19 protein-coding genes and 1 tRNA gene are annotated in these 15,879 nt (G+C 70.7%); 11 read left to right on the forward strand and 9 right to left on the reverse strand.

Features of this window, described 5'->3' with window-relative positions; all coding sequences use genetic code 11:
• Nucleotides 1-83: 83 nt before the first annotated feature.
• Together HHX31_RS19040 and HHX31_RS19045 are read right to left on the reverse strand one after the other, a co-directional pair.
• On the reverse strand, nucleotides 84-914 hold the full coding sequence (locus tag HHX31_RS19040) for a MauE/DoxX family redox-associated membrane protein (protein WP_169949662.1): 831 nt from the start codon (nucleotides 912-914) through the stop codon (nucleotides 84-86).
• An 8-nt stretch (nucleotides 915-922) separates the two neighbouring features.
• Nucleotides 923-1,936 (reverse strand): hypothetical protein, encoded by a 1,014-nt coding sequence (locus HHX31_RS19045; protein WP_169949663.1) that lies wholly within the window; start codon nucleotides 1,934-1,936, stop codon nucleotides 923-925.
• 287 nt (nucleotides 1,937-2,223) lie between these two features.
• Here HHX31_RS19045 and HHX31_RS19050 point away from each other — a divergent pair, with 287 nt between their 5' ends.
• Nucleotides 2,224-2,724 (forward strand): SigE family RNA polymerase sigma factor, encoded by a 501-nt coding sequence (locus HHX31_RS19050; protein WP_169949928.1) that lies wholly within the window; start codon nucleotides 2,224-2,226, stop codon nucleotides 2,722-2,724.
• Between the two features lie 9 nt (nucleotides 2,725-2,733).
• Here the strand turns inward: HHX31_RS19050 and HHX31_RS19055 are convergent, their stop codons facing one another.
• Nucleotides 2,734-3,468, reverse strand: coding sequence for a thermonuclease family protein (locus HHX31_RS19055; RefSeq protein WP_169949664.1), 735 nt, complete (start codon nucleotides 3,466-3,468; stop codon nucleotides 2,734-2,736).
• On the opposite strand from HHX31_RS19055, the gene HHX31_RS19060 reads away from it, so the two are divergent.
• A complete protein-coding gene (locus HHX31_RS19060) occupies nucleotides 3,458-3,826 on the forward strand; it encodes a hypothetical protein (protein WP_169949665.1) in 369 nt (122 codons plus the stop codon). The two genes, HHX31_RS19055 and HHX31_RS19060, sit on opposite strands and share 11 nt — an antisense overlap.
• 125 nt (nucleotides 3,827-3,951) lie before the next feature.
• On the opposite strand, the gene HHX31_RS19065 is transcribed toward HHX31_RS19060, so the two are convergent.
• Nucleotides 3,952-4,449, reverse strand: coding sequence for a MarR family winged helix-turn-helix transcriptional regulator (locus HHX31_RS19065; protein WP_169949666.1), 498 nt, complete (start codon nucleotides 4,447-4,449; stop codon nucleotides 3,952-3,954).
• A 99-nt stretch (nucleotides 4,450-4,548) separates the two neighbouring features.
• Between HHX31_RS19065 and HHX31_RS19070 the strand changes: the two genes are divergently transcribed.
• The 4 genes from HHX31_RS19070 (at nucleotide 4,549) to HHX31_RS19085 (ending at nucleotide 6,832) form a co-directional block, all read left to right on the forward strand.
• Nucleotides 4,549-5,112 carry a YceI family protein gene (locus HHX31_RS19070; protein ID WP_169949667.1) on the forward strand — a complete coding sequence of 188 codons (564 nt, stop codon included), beginning with the start codon at nucleotides 4,549-4,551 and terminating at the stop codon, nucleotides 5,110-5,112.
• A 190-nt stretch (nucleotides 5,113-5,302) separates the two neighbouring features.
• Nucleotides 5,303-5,392 (forward strand) — tRNA-Ser (locus HHX31_RS19075).
• A 307-nt stretch (nucleotides 5,393-5,699) separates the two neighbouring features.
• Nucleotides 5,700-6,149, forward strand: a complete 450-nt coding sequence (locus HHX31_RS19080; protein ID WP_169949668.1) for a hypothetical protein — start codon at nucleotides 5,700-5,702, stop codon at nucleotides 6,147-6,149.
• A gap of 218 nt (nucleotides 6,150-6,367) precedes the next feature.
• Entirely contained in the window at nucleotides 6,368-6,832 is a 465-nt protein-coding gene (locus HHX31_RS19085) for a hypothetical protein (protein ID WP_169949669.1), read from the forward strand.
• 96 nt (nucleotides 6,833-6,928) lie between these two features.
• On the opposite strand, the gene HHX31_RS19090 is transcribed toward HHX31_RS19085, so the two are convergent.
• Both HHX31_RS19090 and HHX31_RS19095 read right to left on the reverse strand, forming a co-directional pair.
• Nucleotides 6,929-7,621: a metal-dependent transcriptional regulator gene (locus HHX31_RS19090; RefSeq protein WP_169949670.1), complete on the reverse strand. Its 693-nt coding sequence runs from the start codon at nucleotides 7,619-7,621 to the stop codon at nucleotides 6,929-6,931.
• Between the two features lie 8 nt (nucleotides 7,622-7,629).
• Entirely contained in the window at nucleotides 7,630-8,163 is a 534-nt protein-coding gene (locus tag HHX31_RS19095) for a YbhB/YbcL family Raf kinase inhibitor-like protein (protein ID WP_169949671.1), read from the reverse strand.
• A 153-nt stretch (nucleotides 8,164-8,316) separates the two neighbouring features.
• Here HHX31_RS19095 and HHX31_RS19100 point away from each other — a divergent pair, with 153 nt between their 5' ends.
• Nucleotides 8,317-8,994: a GntR family transcriptional regulator gene (locus HHX31_RS19100; RefSeq protein ID WP_211590010.1), complete on the forward strand. Its 678-nt coding sequence runs from the start codon at nucleotides 8,317-8,319 to the stop codon at nucleotides 8,992-8,994.
• Between the two features lie 96 nt (nucleotides 8,995-9,090).
• On the opposite strand, the gene HHX31_RS19105 is transcribed toward HHX31_RS19100, so the two are convergent.
• Entirely contained in the window at nucleotides 9,091-9,678 is a 588-nt protein-coding gene (locus tag HHX31_RS19105; RefSeq protein ID WP_169949672.1) for a hypothetical protein, read from the reverse strand.
• Nucleotides 9,679-9,758: 80 nt separating this feature from the next.
• Between HHX31_RS19105 and HHX31_RS19110 the strand changes: the two genes are divergently transcribed.
• From HHX31_RS19110 to HHX31_RS19125, 4 genes are all read left to right on the forward strand, one after another.
• Nucleotides 9,759-10,532, forward strand: coding sequence for an SDR family NAD(P)-dependent oxidoreductase (locus HHX31_RS19110; RefSeq protein WP_169949673.1), 774 nt, complete (start codon nucleotides 9,759-9,761; stop codon nucleotides 10,530-10,532).
• 89 nt (nucleotides 10,533-10,621) lie between these two features.
• A complete protein-coding gene (locus tag HHX31_RS19115) occupies nucleotides 10,622-11,044 on the forward strand; it encodes a helix-turn-helix domain-containing protein (protein ID WP_169949674.1) in 423 nt (140 codons plus the stop codon).
• A gap of 141 nt (nucleotides 11,045-11,185) precedes the next feature.
• Nucleotides 11,186-12,262: an LLM class flavin-dependent oxidoreductase gene (locus HHX31_RS19120; RefSeq protein WP_211589966.1), complete on the forward strand. Its 1,077-nt coding sequence runs from the start codon at nucleotides 11,186-11,188 to the stop codon at nucleotides 12,260-12,262.
• A complete protein-coding gene (locus HHX31_RS19125; RefSeq protein ID WP_169949675.1) occupies nucleotides 12,259-12,975 on the forward strand; it encodes an NAD(P)-binding domain-containing protein in 717 nt (238 codons plus the stop codon). Before HHX31_RS19120 ends, HHX31_RS19125 begins: the two co-directional genes overlap by 4 nt.
• Before the next feature lie 41 nt (nucleotides 12,976-13,016).
• Here HHX31_RS19125 and HHX31_RS19130 read toward each other — a convergent pair whose 3' ends face one another.
• Together HHX31_RS19130 and HHX31_RS35750 are read right to left on the reverse strand one after the other, a co-directional pair.
• Nucleotides 13,017-13,673 (reverse strand): response regulator transcription factor, encoded by a 657-nt coding sequence (locus HHX31_RS19130; RefSeq protein ID WP_169949676.1) that lies wholly within the window; start codon nucleotides 13,671-13,673, stop codon nucleotides 13,017-13,019.
• Nucleotides 13,663-15,735 (reverse strand): histidine kinase, encoded by a 2,073-nt coding sequence (locus HHX31_RS35750; protein ID WP_169949677.1) that lies wholly within the window; start codon nucleotides 15,733-15,735, stop codon nucleotides 13,663-13,665. The genes HHX31_RS19130 and HHX31_RS35750 overlap by 11 nt, the downstream gene beginning before the upstream one ends.
• Nucleotides 15,736-15,879: the final 144 nt, after the last annotated feature.

The following is a 15,879-nucleotide window of genomic DNA, read 5'->3' on the forward strand; positions in this document are numbered from 1 at the left end:
TACGGCTTTCTAGAGGGGAAGCTAGAGAGCCGTAGAGAGCTGAAGTGAAAGACCTCGATGCGGGAATCTACGCATGTATAGCGTCAGGCCGATACAGGCGTAGATTCCCGCAGAGAGGCATCGCGGCGCTCATCGGCCGAGGTCACGTGCCCGTCTGCGCCGACGACGGCGGCGCGTACGGCGGGACGCCGCCCGCTGAGATACACGGCGAAGACGACCTCCGCGTTCCCCTGGGCGGGGAAGGCGAAGAAGCGCCAGCACAGTTCGCGCCACATGTCGGACGGCTCGTCCGTCAGCAGCGACCCGGCGTGGGCGCGCCACGCCTCACTGCCCCGCAGGCGTGACAGGGCACGCCCGGGCGGCATCGGCCGCTGTTCGCACGGCGCGCGGTGCCGGAGGCGCGAGACGCTCTGGTCGATCTCGGGAGACAGGGCGAGCAGCAGGGCGACCCCGCCACCCGCCCAGGCGGCCGTCTCCGCGGTGAGGGCGGGCAACCCTGTGGCGTTCTCGACGGCGACGACGGCCGTCATGGCGGTCAGCGCCGCCGCCCTGCCGATCGACCGCAGCCCGACGGGAGCGGCGCTGACCTCTCCGAAGCAGCCGCACCCCGCGTCCGGCCGTCGCCTGCGCAGGTCCCACAGGACGTACGTCGCCACGGCGAAGAACGCGACCGGCAGCCACCGGGCGGCCGGGTGGTCGACGACCAGCAGGCCGGTCGCCAGCGCGATTTCGACCAGGGAGCAGACGTACAGGGCGGGCCTGGCGAAGCGCTCGGGCATGAGCACGGCCGGGCCGAGCCGGGCCAGCGCGCCGGGCGACGTCTCGCGCCGGACCGTGGCCAGTTTGGCGACGCCGCCCAGCGCCAGCGTCACCACGAGGATCGGCAGCGCTGCAGCCGCGATGGTCGATAGCACCGGTCCGGTCACCCCAATCCGACGCGGGCGTTGAAGCAGCCCTTGGTCAAGTCTCCCCCAAGAGCGACGTACGAGCACGCGGAGAGTTCCACGATCCGGCCGCGCGGGGAGGTGCCGCATTCCAGGCATCGGTCGCAGAACCGTCCGGTGAGGCACCCGCACGCGACGATGGGCAGCACGTCCGTCCGGCCGTCGCACACGTTGCGCACCCGGAGCAGCGAGCCCAGCGCGAGGTACGGCAGGCCGGCGCAGGTGACGCCGGCGTCGTCGCAGCCGCTGTCCTCGCGTTCGAGCATGGGGTAGGCGACGCCCTTCGCTACGCCGTCCTCCGGGGGGTCCGCGAGGTTCGGCAGGCCGGTGGGGCGCGGGAGGTCCGGGAGATCGGAGACGTCCGGCAGGTCTGCCCATACCGCCGTGCCAGAGATGCCCGTCTGGCCTGCTACGTACGCCGCCTGCGGCGGGGGCGCGGCCGTGGCCCGGTACGGCGGTTGTGAGGTCGCCGGCAGCTGCGCGAGGGTGGCGCCCTGGTCGAGCAGCCCGATGGCGTCGAACAGGTAACCCGGCTCCAGCTTGGGGTGCCGCACCCGGATGCGCCCGGAGGAGCGGTAGGGGACGACGATGGAGCGTTCCCGGCGATGCGGGCCGCAGCCGAGTTCGATGGTGAGATCCCGCCGGCCGCGGACCTCCCGGATGACGCCGGTGATCCGGGTGACGTCGGCCCAGATGCGCTCGGCCACCGCGCCGCCGCGCAGCGCCCGTACGACGACCTTCGCCCCGGCGGGCAGATCGGCGGGCGCCACCGCGCCCCCTCGCCACACGGTCGCCCACGGCGCGATGACCATGCGACGCTGCTCGCCGCCCGCGGTCTCCAGGATGATCAGGTGAGGGCTCACGTCGAGCAGGTCGCCGCTGACCACGTCGTAGGGCGCGGTCTCCTCCGGCGCCCGCGGCGCGGGCCCGGGGTCGCGACCGAGAACCGCCGCCGCCAGCTTCCTCCGCCGCTCTCCGGACCGGTGCGGCATGGCTCCTTCCACGTCCTCCAGCCTCACATGCCGGACGGGGATGGAGTGGTGGTTTTCCGGGCGATGGTGGCGTCCGGGATCAATATTCCTCCTCCCGGTGCAAGGCGTTGCCTCCCGTTTCGGGCAAACACCTGCCCGGCGGGACGTGTGAGACACGCGAGCGGGCCGCCACAGGCTTGCCTGGTCTTTGCCCGCGCGGGTGCGAAACCTGGATTTCGGTTCAGCCGGATCCGGGAGCGCGGCTGCGATTCTGGCACGAGATGCCTCTCTGGCCGGGTTGGTGATCCCTGATCGTGAACCATGAGGAGTTCCGCACGTACGTCCAGTCTCGTGGGGCGGCCCTGCTCCGCGTGGCGAACCAGTTGACCGGGAACCCCTGTGACGCCGAGGACCTTCTGCAGACCGCCCTCGCCCGTACGTACGTCGCATGGGACCGCATCCGCGACAGGTCGTCGCTCGACGGCTACGTGCGGCGGGCGATGGTGAACATCAACATCTCCTGGTGGCGGCGGCGCAAGCTGGAGGTCTTCCCCTCCGACGACCTTCCCGACGTACCGGTGCAGCAGGACGCGCGGCACCGGTACGACGAGCTGGAGCAGGCGCTCGACCGTCTCCCCGCGCGGCAGCGTACGGCGATCGTGCTGCGCTACTACGAGGACATGACCGAGCCCGAGATCGCCAGGACCCTCGGCATCAGCGTCGGCACGGTCAAGAGCTCCGTCTCGCGAGGCATGGCCAAGCTGCGCGGCGACCTGGTCGTGCCAGACGCGGGCGAAAGGGTGAACTGACGCCCTGCCTCACGACTCGCAGACCACACCGTCGCTGTCGCGGTCGATGTACCAGTCGTACTCGGGGTCGGTCCCGCGGTAGTACGGGCCGTACCCGTCGGCGATCGCCTCTTCGCAGGTGCCGTACCTGGGGTCGGTCCCGCCGCTCGGGCTGGCGCTCGGGTTGGGGCTGGGAGTGGGGCTCGGGGAGGGACGCACCGTGGCGACCGCTCCCGCGGGGCTTCCCGGCGGAGCCGGTTCGAGGGAGTACGTCGTTCCCGGCGGGGCGGGGGACGCGTCGATCGGCTCGATCGGCGCCGGAGCCGTCGTGTCACCGGCTCCCGGCGGGGCCTGGACGCTGCCGCGCTTGTCGTAGGTGTCGAGGGCCCAGCAGCCCGACCACAGCCCGAGCCTGTCGGTCTGGGCACGCACCTGCTCCCAGTATTGCCAGTCGGTGTAGCTGTGCTCGGGGTAGGAGTTCACGGTCTGGGCGAGGCCGTTCCTGACCATGTCGCCGTTGACGAAGACGCCCTTGGCCGACCACGCGTAGATCAGGACACGCCCCTGCTCGGGCACCTGCTCGGCGGCCCTGACGTACGCCGGCTTGCCGGGCGGCAGCAGCGCCTTCAGCCGGGCGACGGCCTCGGGGGACCAGCAGACGCCCTTGGCGGGGGCCTCCGCCTCCAGCAGGCCGATCCGTACGGTCCTGCCGCTCGTGGTGACGACATCCGCGGTGTCACCGTCCACGATCTTCTTGACCGTCACCTGGACGGTGTCCTTCGGCACGGTCTTCGGCCGCGTCGCGGTGGCCGTGGTGCTCTTCGTCGTCGTGGGCACCCCCGGCGGGGGAGTGACCGTCACCGTGACCGTGACCACCGGCTGCGGGACGTTCGGGCTCGGGCTCGTCGCGGCCGGCGTCTGCGTCTGGGTCTGCGCGGGGCTCGGACTCGGACTCGGGCTCGGACTCGGGCTCGGGCTCGGACTCGGGCTCGCGTTCAGGTTCGCGTTCGAGGAGGCCGGGGCCGCGGCGAGGGCGGAGGTGGAAGCGGCGACGGGAACCGCGAGGGCCGCGGCGGCGAGGACGGCGAGTGCGTGCGAGGGGAAACGCACGGGCGCTCCATAGGCTCGGGTACGGGGGGCTGCGTCGGCTGTCGTGGAGCCGTTTCCTGAGTTATGGAGTCCACCAGAAATCGATCGTTTACGCCAGTCCGTCCGGTCAGTTCCTTCGAATCCCGATTCCTGTGCGGTTCAGCACGGCCTGGTCCGCGCCGCCCTGCCCGTCTCCTGGGCGCCGGCGGTCGCGCCGGGCCGTACGACATCGCGGATCACCCGCAGGGCCGCGAGGAATCCGGCGAGCTGGTCTTCGGACAGCAGCCCGGTGAACCAGGTCTCGATGTCCTCGACGTGCCGGGGAAGCAGCGTGCGCAGCCGCTCCGCTCCCGCGTCGCTCAGCACGGCGTACGAGGCGCGGCGGTCGCTCGTGCAGGCATGCCGTTCGACGAGCCCGTCACGCTCCAGGCGGTCGACCACGCGGGTGATCCCGCTGGTGGACAGGGATGTCTGAGCCGCGAGGTCACTCATCCGCAGCCGCCGCTCCGGCGAACGGGCCAGCCGGATCAAGGTCTCGAAGTCGACTTCGGAAAGCCCCGCGGCGGTGAGTGTCTGGCTGGTCCTGCTCGACAGCCCCGTGAACACCTCCGCGAACAGGCCCATCGCCGTGAGCCGGGGGTCGTCGAATGGGTCCATGCTCCGAGTCTACGCCACGATAGTTGACGCGAGGAATATTTTTCGGGTAGACATTTGCTTAGTGAGACATCCGCACAGCAAGCAATCAGGGGAGCAGCCATGAGCATCCGTGAGTGGGAGGGCCTGAAGGTCCCGACGGCCGGCGAGTTCGCGCTCGACAAGGCCCACACGCGCGTCGGCTTCGTCGTCAAGCACATGATGGTCAGCAAGGTCCGCGGCCACTTCGCCGACTACGACGGCAAGATCGTCATCGCCGAGAACCCGCTGGAGTCCAGCGTCGACGTCGTCATCAAGGCGGGCACGATCGAGACCGGCGCGGCCGACCGCGACGGCCACCTGCGGAGCGACGACTTCCTCGCCGCCGACAAGTTCCCCGAGATCACCTTCCGCAGCAAGCGGGTCACCGGCCTGTCGGGCGACGAGTTCACGCTCGTCGGCGACCTCACCATCCGTGAGGTGACCAAGGAGGTCGAGCTCAAGGTCGAGTTCAACGGCGCCGCCAACAACCCGTGGGGCCAGGAGCTCTTCGGCTTCGGCGCGGAGACCGAGATCGACCGCGAGGAGTTCGGCCTGACCTGGAACCAGGCCCTCGAGACCGGCGGCGTCCTCGTCGGCAAGAAGGTCAAGATCGAGATTGAGGGCGAGGCCCTCCGCCAGGCGTAGCCTGTGACAGGCTGGGGCGCGATATCCACACTCTGTGCACAGTCATTGTCCACACCCTGTGGACAATGACTGTGCGCCGGCCCATCGCCCTGCCGCGTGGATCCACGGGGGTGATCCAACACGGCGCTCGGCAATCCGCTTTGCCGCCTTGGGCGATCGCCGGTACTCTGTGCTGAGCAACGCGCTACCAGGAGGCTTCGCCTAGTCAGGTCTATGGCGCCGCACTGCTAATGCGGTTTGGGTCTTAAGCCCATCCGGGGTTCAAATCCCCGAGCCTCCGCAGTTCAAAGCCCCTCTCGCCGGTCTTCGGCGAGAGGGGCTTTTTGATCTCCAAGGCCCTGGTGGGCACATGGGGGGCACACTGTGTTCCGATCACGCGTTCCGCGCCCACCGGGGGGATGGTCGCCGTCGCCTCGGCGGCCCCTGCTGAGACCTGAGGGCCGCCCTCCCCCGGCCCTACGCCCAGTCGGCGGCCGGCATGTGGGCTTGGGGCCGGTCCCGGCCGCCGGCGCCCCGGGCCGCGCCCAGCATTCGTTGATCCCAAGCACCTCGCGAAAGATCCCTCCAAGCCGCCTCATAATGCCAGCGTGGAACTGCGAATCGATCCAGACAGGAAAATTCGAACCGGCGTCTGCGACTGTTGCCAGACCCCCTACGATCGCGTCACCGGCTTCATCAACAACGACGACGGCGCCTATGCGGTCTACTACGCATCCTGCTACCACCACAACGGAATCCACGAAGCCTGGATCGACGTCGTCATCGACGACGCCTGGGCGCTGGACGAGCCAGTCAGCCGCCCTGGCCCCAACCGCGTCACCTTCGGATGTCGCGTCGGTCCCATCGAAGGGCAGCCCGCCCCCGCCTGCTCTCTGGTGAAAGGCGCCGCGGTCGCACCCGATAAACCGTTCTACGGCCGCAAGCTGACTCGCGAGGAAGCCCTCGCCCATCCCTGGCTATCCGACTATTGGGAGACCGTCGATCACATCCTGGAGAACGACGCCACAGTACGTCAGCATCTCTACGGTGAGCTGTAGCCGAGGAGCCATAGATAGAGCCTGCCGCGCGTCGTGAATGAAAACCTCACCGCCTGAAGGACCTTGGTGGATGAGTTCGCCGGGGCCAGCCTGGTCGAGGGGTGCAAGGAGTCGCCGCCAGGTTGCGAGACGGTAGCGGTTGACGACATCGGCGATCTTGAGGCCGTGTCGGGCACGTAGGCTGACTGCGGGTTGCCGACGATGTGAAGGAGCGGCCGATGGCCACCGATGCGACGCTGACCCGGATCGGCCAGGCGGTGGAGTTGCACCACCACCAAGGTCAGCGTGACGCCGCTCGAGACCTGTTCGCGCAGATCTGGGACGACATCGGCGGCGAACAAGGCGATCCGCTGCACGTGTGCGTACTTGCCCACTCGATGGCCGATGTGCAGGACGACGTGCACGAAGAGCTGATGTGGGATCTGCGCGCTCTCGCCGCCGCCGACCGCGTCACCGACGAGGACGTGGCGCGAGCCGGAGTGCCGCTCAGTGTGGCGGGCCTGTATCCGTCGTTGCACCTGAACTTGAGTGAGTGCTATCGCAAGCTGGGCGATCTCGGTCGCGCTCGTGAGCACCTCCGGCAGGCCCAATCCAAGATCGGCGCGCTCGGCGACGACGATTATGGGCGGCTCATCAAGGGAGGCCTGGAGCGGCTGGCCGGGCAGTTGGGCGAGACCATCTGACTGATCGGCCCGCCGAGCTGCCGGGACGAGGACGGCCCACGATCATGATCGAGTGCCGTCCAAAGCCACGGCAACCCGGCCGGGGACCGCCTGGACTCACCGCTTGGCCACGAAGACGTGCGCGGCGGTCTGCGTGGAAAGTTCGGCGGCCGCCCCGCCACTGCCGACCGTCACGCGGCCGGGTGACGACGTCACGTGCACGACCGCGCCGGGCCGCACCCCGGCGTGCCGCAGGGTGTGCATCAGCCGGGCGTCGGTCTGGATCGGCTCCCCGATGCGCCGTACGACCGCGCTCGCGCCGTCCGGCCCGGGCTTCAGGTCGCTGAGGCTGACGGTGCTCTCGTCGAGGAACGGACCCGCGGTGCGCTTCTCGCCGAGCTCCTCCAGGCCCGGGATCGGGTTGCCGTAGGGCGACTCCGCCGGGTGTCGCAGCAGTTCGAAGACGCGGCGTTCGACGGCCTCGCTCATCACGTGTTCCCAGCGGCAGGCTTCGGCGTGGACCTGCTCCCACTCCAGCCCGATCACGTCGACGAGCAGGCACTCCGCCAGCCGGTGCTTGCGCATCACCCGCGTGGCGATCCGCCGTCCCTCCTCCGTCAGCTCCAGGTGCCTGTCGCCGGCCACGTGCAGCAGACCGTCGCGCTCCATGCGGGCGACGGTCTGGCTGACGGTGGGGCCTCGCTGGTTCAGGCGCTCGGAGATGCGGGCGCGGAGCGGGACCACTCCTTCCTCCTCGAACTCCAGGATGGTGCGGAGGTACATCTCTGTGGTGTCGATGAGTCCGGACATGCCGTTCGTCAGGCGGGGGTTTCGGCGGTGGCGGTCAGGACCGCGCGGCCGAGGGTGTGGCCGGCCATGGTGAAGCCGAGGAGGGCCGGGGTGGCGTCGGCCGGGACGCCGATTGACTCGACATCGAGGGCGTGCACCACGACGAAGTAGCGGTGAAGGCCGTGCCCGGCCGGCGGCGCGGCGCCGATGAAGCGGGCCGCGCGGACATCGTTGGGCAGCTGGAAGGCGCCCTCGGGCAGGCCCGAGCCCGTGTCGTCGCCGGCGCCCTCGGGCAGCTCGGTGACGGTCGCGGGGATGTCGGCGACCGCCCAGTGCCAGAAGCCTGACCCGGTGGGGGCGTCCGGGTCGTACACGGTGACGGCGTAGCTCTTGGTGCCTTCTGGGGCGCCGCTCCAGGACAGCTGCGGGGAGATGTCCTTCCCCCCGGGGACGCCGGACGAGAACTGCGCGGGCGGCCAGGCCGCGCCGTCGGTGACGGTGGTGCTGGTGACGGTGAAGGAGGCCGCCTCGGGGAGGCGGGCGAAGGGGTCGTTGGCGCTCATCGCGTCGTTCCTTTCAGATCGTGCTGCGGGGCGGCGGTGATGCGGCCGACGGAGAGCCCGCGTTCGCCTGGGTGCAACCGCCGTCGACGCGATCGACCATAGCACCAATAATCGATTATTTGTCGAATCGTCTACGCTGGCCTCGTGATTCAGATGGTTGCGCCTGGGAAGCAGATGCTCTCCGAGCAGGTCTACGCACACCTGCGGAACGCGATCATGCGCGGGCACTACGCCCCCGGTGACGCGCTCAAACCGCAGGACATCGCCAAGGAGCAGGGCGTGAGCCTGGCCGTCGTACGCGAGGCGCTCGTGCGGGTGGTCGGGGAGGGTCTGGCCGACCGGTTGCCCAACCGCGGTTTCGCCGTCCCGGCCTTCTCCGACCGGCGGTGGCAGGAGATCGCGGAGGCCCGCCGGACCATCGAACCGGTCGTGCTGCGCATGTCGATCGAGCGTGGTGACGTCGACTGGGAGGCCCGTGTACGAGCCGCCCACCACCGTCTGGCCCGCACTCCGGCGTTCGTGCCGGAGGAGGGCGAGCACTACAGCGACGCGTGGTCCGAGGCCCATCGGGTCTTCCACCGCACCCTGCTGGAGGGCTGCGGCAACCCCGTCCTGCTGGAGACGTTCGACCGGATGTGGACCGCGAGCGAGCTGGCCCGCCGCTGGGCGGCGCAGCGCAGCCAGGACAGGGACGCCATCGGCGAGCACCGTCGGCTGGAGGAGGCGGCGCTGGCTCGCGACGCCGACACCGCGGCCGAGGTGCTGGCCCAGCACCTCACCCTGACCGCTGCCACACTGACCGGCGGTACCCAGCAGGCGAAGGAGGCCTGACAGGCCTCACCTGGCCGGGCGGATACCCCGCCCGGGCGTCGCGCGGCGGCCGCCCGCGCAGGCCATCACAACCAGCGCCCGTCGAACCTCGGAAAGCTAGCTCTCCCAGGTGGCGTTCCGCAGCACGGTGGCGAGCCCGGGAGTGGCCCACTGGTCGACGATCAGGAGCCGCTTCTTCGGCAGGTACCACTCGCGCTGCTTGAACGTCGACTTCTGGGTCGCGTCGTCGTACGTGACGCAGCGCCCCGGCCATACGCGGTAGTGCGCCTTGTGGCCCTCTCCGATGTTCCGGTAACCGACCGCGATCGCCTTGCCGAGGACATGGCCGAGCTTGGGGTTCGTCGGGCAGGGCGCCACGTCGACGGCGGGATAGAACGGTCCATTAGCGGGGTTGTAAGGCCGGAAGCCCTCGCCCCCGGTCTTGAGCGTCTTCGCTCCCATCACCCAGAAGCCCCGGCACCTGGGCTCGAAGTAGTGGCTCTTGGGCTTGGCGCAGGCGCCGGTCACCACGTGCACCCGGTCGGCGCTCCGATAGACCCGCCAGGCGCGGGGGATCTCCAGGGTCAGCCCGCCGGACAGCCGCAGGGACGTGGTGGAGGAGGCGGAGGCGCGGTCGGCGCCGGCCACAGCGACGGCCCCGATGACGGCACCGGCAGCGGCGGCCAGTGAGATTGTCTTTCTCATCACCCCCAAATCGTAGTGATGATCTACATATAGGTCATTTATGTCTGTCGTGTAGATCTCGACTCACGCGAGGGGGAGATGTGGGTTCTTCGTACGTTGTCACCGGGGGTGGGCGTGGCGTCGGACGCGCGATCGTCGAACGGCTCGTTGGCGACGCGAACAGCGTCGTCGTGATCGAATTCGACCCGTCGGCGCTCGAGTGGACCCGCACCCACCCGGCCGGTTCCCGGGTCATCGCGGTGACCGGCGACGCCGCCGACGAGGCCGTCGCGGAGCGGGCCGCGGACCTGGCGCAGGAGGCGGGCCCGCTCGCCGGCTGGGTCAACAACGCCGCCGTGTTCCGCGAGGCATCACTGGACACCCCGTCCACGCGTGAGGTCCTGGACCTCATCGGGGCGAACTTCAACCCCGCGGTCGTCGGATGCGTGACCGCGATCCGTCGCTTCCTGAGCGCCGGTGCGGGCGGGGCGATCGTCAACGTCTCCTCCCACCAGGCGCAGCGGCCGGTGCGTGGATCCCTGCCGTACGCGACGGCCAAGGCCGCCGTCGAGGGACTCACCCGGGCGCTCGCCGTCGACTACGGACCGCGCGGCGTCCGGGTCAACGCCGTCGCCCTCGGCTCTATCAGCACCGAACGCTATGAGGCGTTCCTCGGTGGCCAGGAGCCCTCGGCGGCCGCACGCATCGAGAACGAGATGGGCGTGTTGCACCCGGTCGGCAGGGTGGGACGCCCGGAGGAGGTGGCCGCCGTCGTCGCCTACCTGCTGTCCGAGGACGCGAGCTTCGTCAACGGCGCGACCGTACCGGTCGACGGAGGCCGCTCGGTCCTCGGGCGCGACCCCGAAGAGGCCTGAGTGTCGCTTTTCGCCACTGATGTACGCTTCGGGAACCTCTGGCGGGAACATAACGTGATCACCGTGAGGTGACGGAGGAGGCGGGACCCATGTCGCACCAGACCGAGGCGGACAGGGTGCTGCGTTCGCTGGGCAGAGCCTGCATCGAGCACGACCCTGATGTCCTCCGGTCCGTGCTCGACCGGGTCGGTGACAAGTGGAGCCTCATTCTCATCGGGCTGCTCGACAAGGGGCCGATGCGCTTCACCGAGTTGCTGCGGACGGCCCCCGGCATCTCCCGCCGCATGCTGACGCTGACGTTGCGCGGCCTGGAGCGTGACGGGCTCGTGAAGCGCGTGGTCTATCCGGAGATCCCACCCCGCGTCGAGTACGAGGTCACCCCGTTCGGACGGACCCTGTCCGAGCCCGTCCTGGCACTCATCCGGTGGGCGGCCGACAACCAGGACACGATCCGCGCCAGCCGCCACGCCTTCGACGAGGCGGCCGGGTTCGACACCGACGATCTCGACTGAGAGCCGGTCGGTTCACTCGATGTGACCTCGGTTCAATTGAAGTGACCGGTCAGCGGCGTGTACTCCAGTGTGTGCCAATCACCGAGGCCGGCGGCGGGCTCTGCTCCATGCCGTCGGCGCACGTACGGGGAGATGATCGGTATGTCTGGCATGCCGGAGCACTTCGAGATAGGGCTCAACTCGTTCGGGGAGGTGGCGACGGACGGCGGGCGCGTGCTCGACGACGCCGAGACCGTGCGCCTGCTCGTGGAGGAGGCCCGGCTGGCCGAGTCGGTGGGGCTGGACGTCTTCAGCCTGGGGGAGCACTACCGGGACGGGCACAACGACTCGGCGACTCCGGTGCTGCTCGCCGCGATCGCCACCGCCACACGACGCATCGGGCTCGGCACGTCCGTGACGGTGCTGAGCACGAACGACCCGGTCCGGCTCTATCACGAGTTCTCCACTCTCGACGCGGTGTCCGGCGGCCGGGCCCGGATCGTGCTGGGCCGCGCCTCCGCGACCGAGTCGTTCCCGCTGTTCGGCTACGACCTGGCCGACTACGAGCGGCTGTTCGAGGAGAAGCTCGATCTCTTCCTGCGGCTGGAACGCGAGGAGCGGGTGACCTGGTCGGGCACGGTGCGGCCGCCGCTCACGGGGCAGGTGCTGCATCCCCGGATGCGGCAGGGAGGCATCCCCACGTGGATCGGCGTGGGGGGCAGCCCCGACTCGGTGGTGCGCGCCGCCCGTCACGGCCTGCCCCTCATGATGGCGATCATCGGCGGACGGCCGCAGCGGTTCGCGAGGAACGTCGAGCTGTACCTCAAGGCGCTCGATCGTTTCGGCCGGCCCGAACTGCCGATCGGCCAGCACTCGCTCGGCCTCGTCGCGGACACCGACGAGGAGGCCGTCGAGACCTGGTGGCGCTACTGGCGACCCGTCGTCGAGGATCTCGCGGCGGAGCGCGGCTTCTACGCACCGAATCGTGAGCAGTACGAAGCCGAGGTCGAGCACGGCGCGCTCTTCGTCGGATCGCCCGAGACGGTCGCCCGCAAGATCGTCAGAATCGCGCGCGATCTCCGCCTGAGCCGTTTCGATCTCAAGTACGACATCATGCGTCTTCCTCGCGACGCCCGCGCCCGCACCATCGAACTGCTCGGCCGCGAGGTCGCCCCGCGCGTACGCGAACTGCTGGCGGCCGGCCCGGTCCACGCGCGACCCGTTATGGAGCGGCCGTGAAACCCGGCGACGTTCGAACCATCGGCATCCTGGGCGCAGGCAAGGTGGGCACGGTCCTGGCCCGCCTCGCCGTCGCGGCCGGCTACCGCGTCCTGATCGCGGGCTCAGGGGAGGCCGCCCGGATCTCCCTCGTCGTCGAGGTCGTCACGCCAGGGGCGGTCGCGGTGACCGCGTCGGAGGCGGCGTCCGAGGCGGATGCGGTGGTGCTCGCCCTGCCGCTCGGCAGGCATCGCGATGTCCCCGCCGAGGCGCTGCGGGGCAAGCTGGTGCTCGACGCTATGAACTACTGGCAGGAGGTGGACGGGGTGCGGGACGACCTCACCGACCCGCGTACGTCCTCCAGTGAGATCGTCCAGGCGTTCCTGCCCCACGCCCGCGTCGTCAAGGCCTTCAACCACATGGGCTACCACGACCTGGAGGAGAGCGCCCGTCCCGCCGGCGCTCCCGGCCGCCGCGCGATCGCCGTCGCCGGGGACGACCCGGACGACCTGGAGGTCGCCGCCTCGATCGTGGACGCGCTAGGCTTCGACCCGGTGATCGTCGGCCCGCTCGCCGAGGGCGTCCGCATGGAGCCGGGGACGGGGCCGTTCGGCGCGAACGTCGGCGCCGCCGAGCTGCGCGCGCTGCTCGACCGTTTCCCGGAGTCGCGGCGCGGCCGTGAGGTGCTCCGCGCGCGTGGCCGGGTGACGTCGCCGCCCGATCCGGAGCCCTGACCCTTCTGGCCGAACAGACCGGGCGGGTCGCCGGCAAACGATCAGCGGCCGAGGCCGGCGTCACGGGCGCGGATGATCGCCTCCGCCCGGTCGGCGGCCTGGAGCTTGGTGAGCACCGCGTGCACGTGGTTGCGTACGGTCTTCTGTGACAGGAAGAGCCGCTCGGCGATCTGGCCGTTCGACAGGCCGGCGGCCACCAGGTCGAGCACCTCGTGTTCCCTGGCGGTGAGGGCGGGGAACGGCGTGCCGCCGCCGGTCCGCGGCCTCGGAGCCATGAAGTCGGCGATGCGCGAGGCCAGGACCGCGCCGAACACCACGCCGCCGCCCGCCACCGTGGTGATGGCGCGTACGACCTCGTCCGGCTCGGCGCCCTTGAGCAGGTAGCCGCGGGCGCCGGCGCGCAGCGCGTCGAAGATGGTGCCGTCCTCCTCGGACATCGTGAGCACCACGATGCCGATCTCCGGATGCTTCTCAAGAATGCGTCGGGTGGCCTCGATGCCGTCCATGTCCGGCATCTGCACGTCCATGACCACCACGTCGGGGTTCCGTTCGGCGGCCTGTTCGACGGCCTCGACGCCGGTCGAGGCGGTCCCGGCGACCTCGATCTCGTCGATGCTGCCCAACAGTGCCGCGAAGCCTTCGCGGAACACCGGATGGTCGTCCACCACGAGGACCCGCACCGGCCGCTTACCGCTCATCCGCCACCTCTCCTGTGGTCACGAGCACGGGCGTCCGCCCGGACGACGTGATGGGCAGGCGCGCCCGGACCCGTGTGCCGGCCGGCTCCACGGCGGTGACCGTGCACGACCCGCCGAGTTCGGCGGCCCGCTCGCGCAACGACACCAGTCCCACGCCGGCCACCGTCCGCGGGGCCAGGCCGACGCCGTCGTCGACGACCGTCACGTCGAGAGTCCCGCCTTCGGCGTCGCGGACGAGCGACACCACGCATTCGCCGGCCTGCGCGTGCCGCACCACGTTGGTGAGCGCCTCCGACGCGATCCGGTACGCCGCCACCTCCACGGCGGCGGGGAGACCGGTGAGGTCGCCCCGCTCCTCGACCCGGATGGTCAGGTCAGGGCCGCGCAGCCGCTCCGCCTGCTGGCGGACCGCGCCGACCAGGCCGACGTCGTCGAGCGCGGGCGGGCGCAGGCCGTGCACCAGCCGCCGTACCTCGGCGAGCATCCCGGTGAGCTCCTGACGGGCCATGCCGAGGATCCGGTCGGCGTCCTCGCCGGAACGGCGGGCGGTGATCCGGGCGGTGTCGATCCTGGACGCGACCGCCGCCAGCGCGGGGCCGAGACCGTCGTGGAGTTCGCGGCGCAGGCGACGCCGCTCGTCCTCCACGGCGGAGACGATGCCCTCCCGGCTGCGCTGCAACTCCTCCGCGAGGCGTACGGCACGGGCCGCCGCGGCGGCCTGGCGGATCAGGTCGGCCAGCAGGCGTTCGTCGCCGCCGCTGAGCCGGCGATGTGCGGCCCGGCTGGGCAGCAGCAGCCGCCCGATCCGCTCCCCGCGGTAGGTGATGGGGAGCGCCTGCGTCTCCGCGGGCCGCTCGCCGTCCTCGACGAGCAGCACCTCGCCGCTGACCTGGGTGATCTCCACGCCGACGTAGGGAGTGCGGAACGCCTGGGCCACCGTCCTGGCCAGCGTGGCGAGTTGCGCCTCCGAGCCGTCGGTCCGCTCCAGCCGCTCGGCGAGCCCGGACATCAGGTGGTAAGGATCGCCTCGGTCACCCATGACCCAGCGCCGCACCAGGCGCCACAGCCGGTGGCGGAGCTGGGCGTAGAGGATGGCGACCGCGAAGACGGCGATGACCAGCCGTTCCCCCTCGTTGAGGCGCGGCCCGAGCAGTCGGCCCGCGCCGCCGAGCACCAGCAGGTCGAGGACGAACGTCAGGGCGAGCAGGAGGCCGTACACCAGCGTCCCGCCGAGCAACCGGTCGATGTCGACGAGGTCCGGGCGTACGATCCCGATCGCGACGGACCCGGCGGTGAGGACCACGGCGACGGTCAGGCCGGCGGCGCCGATCCAGTTGGGCAGGAGCCGGAACGTCAGCATGACCATGAGGTCGACCACGGCGGCCCAGAGCAGCCAGCGCATCCGGCTCCGGTCGACGCCGGTCACCGTGCGGTAGCGCCGCACCACGACGACGAACGGGGTGACCAGGCTCAGCGGGAGGCTCAGCTGAGCCACCAGCAGCACACCGGTCCAGACGGCGTCCGGCAGCGGGAGGTGGAACGCCTCGAGGTTCAGCCCGCGCAGCGGCGCGGGCAGCGGGGAGGACCCCGAGGTGGCCTGCGCGATGGCGGACGGCGCGGCGAGCAGCGCCAGCGGGAGCAGGCTCGTCAACCCGAGACTGAGCAGCGCGGCGGCCCGCCACCGCCCTGGGGGCAGTTTGCCGTCAGGGAACAGCAGCAGCACCAGGGGGAGCAGCAGCACCAGGCCCGCCCCGAGCCGCTGGTAGACGATGAAGGCCGCGGACGCCCCCGGGAGCGCGGGATGGTGCGTGGTGGCGTACGCCAGCCACGCCGACGCCACCCCGTCCAGAGCCCACCAGGCGCCGAAGACCGACATCAGGCGGCCGAGGGGGTGACGCGGGCGGTTGCGGAGCACCACCATGCCGGCCGCGGCGAGCGCGACGCCCGCTATCGCGTCGAATCCGCCCGGCTGCTGTTCGAGCACGGCCCGGTGGGCCTGCGGCACCCGCAGGTCGATCAGCGCCGCCACCGGTGCGGCCATCACGGCGATCGTGAGGAGCACAGGGCCGAGGCTCGGGCGCGAAAGCCTACGGACCGTCACAGGGGGCACCAGGAAAGTGTGCCGCAGCGGGTGCCGGATGTCCCTAGGACGCGCGTCCCATTTGTCTGGGACACAAGAGATGCCGGAAAGCAGGACCCGCTGCCC

The sequence above is a fragment of the Microbispora sp. H11081 genome, assembly GCF_012999535.1.
GTDB lineage: Bacteria > Actinomycetota > Actinomycetes > Streptosporangiales > Streptosporangiaceae > Microbispora.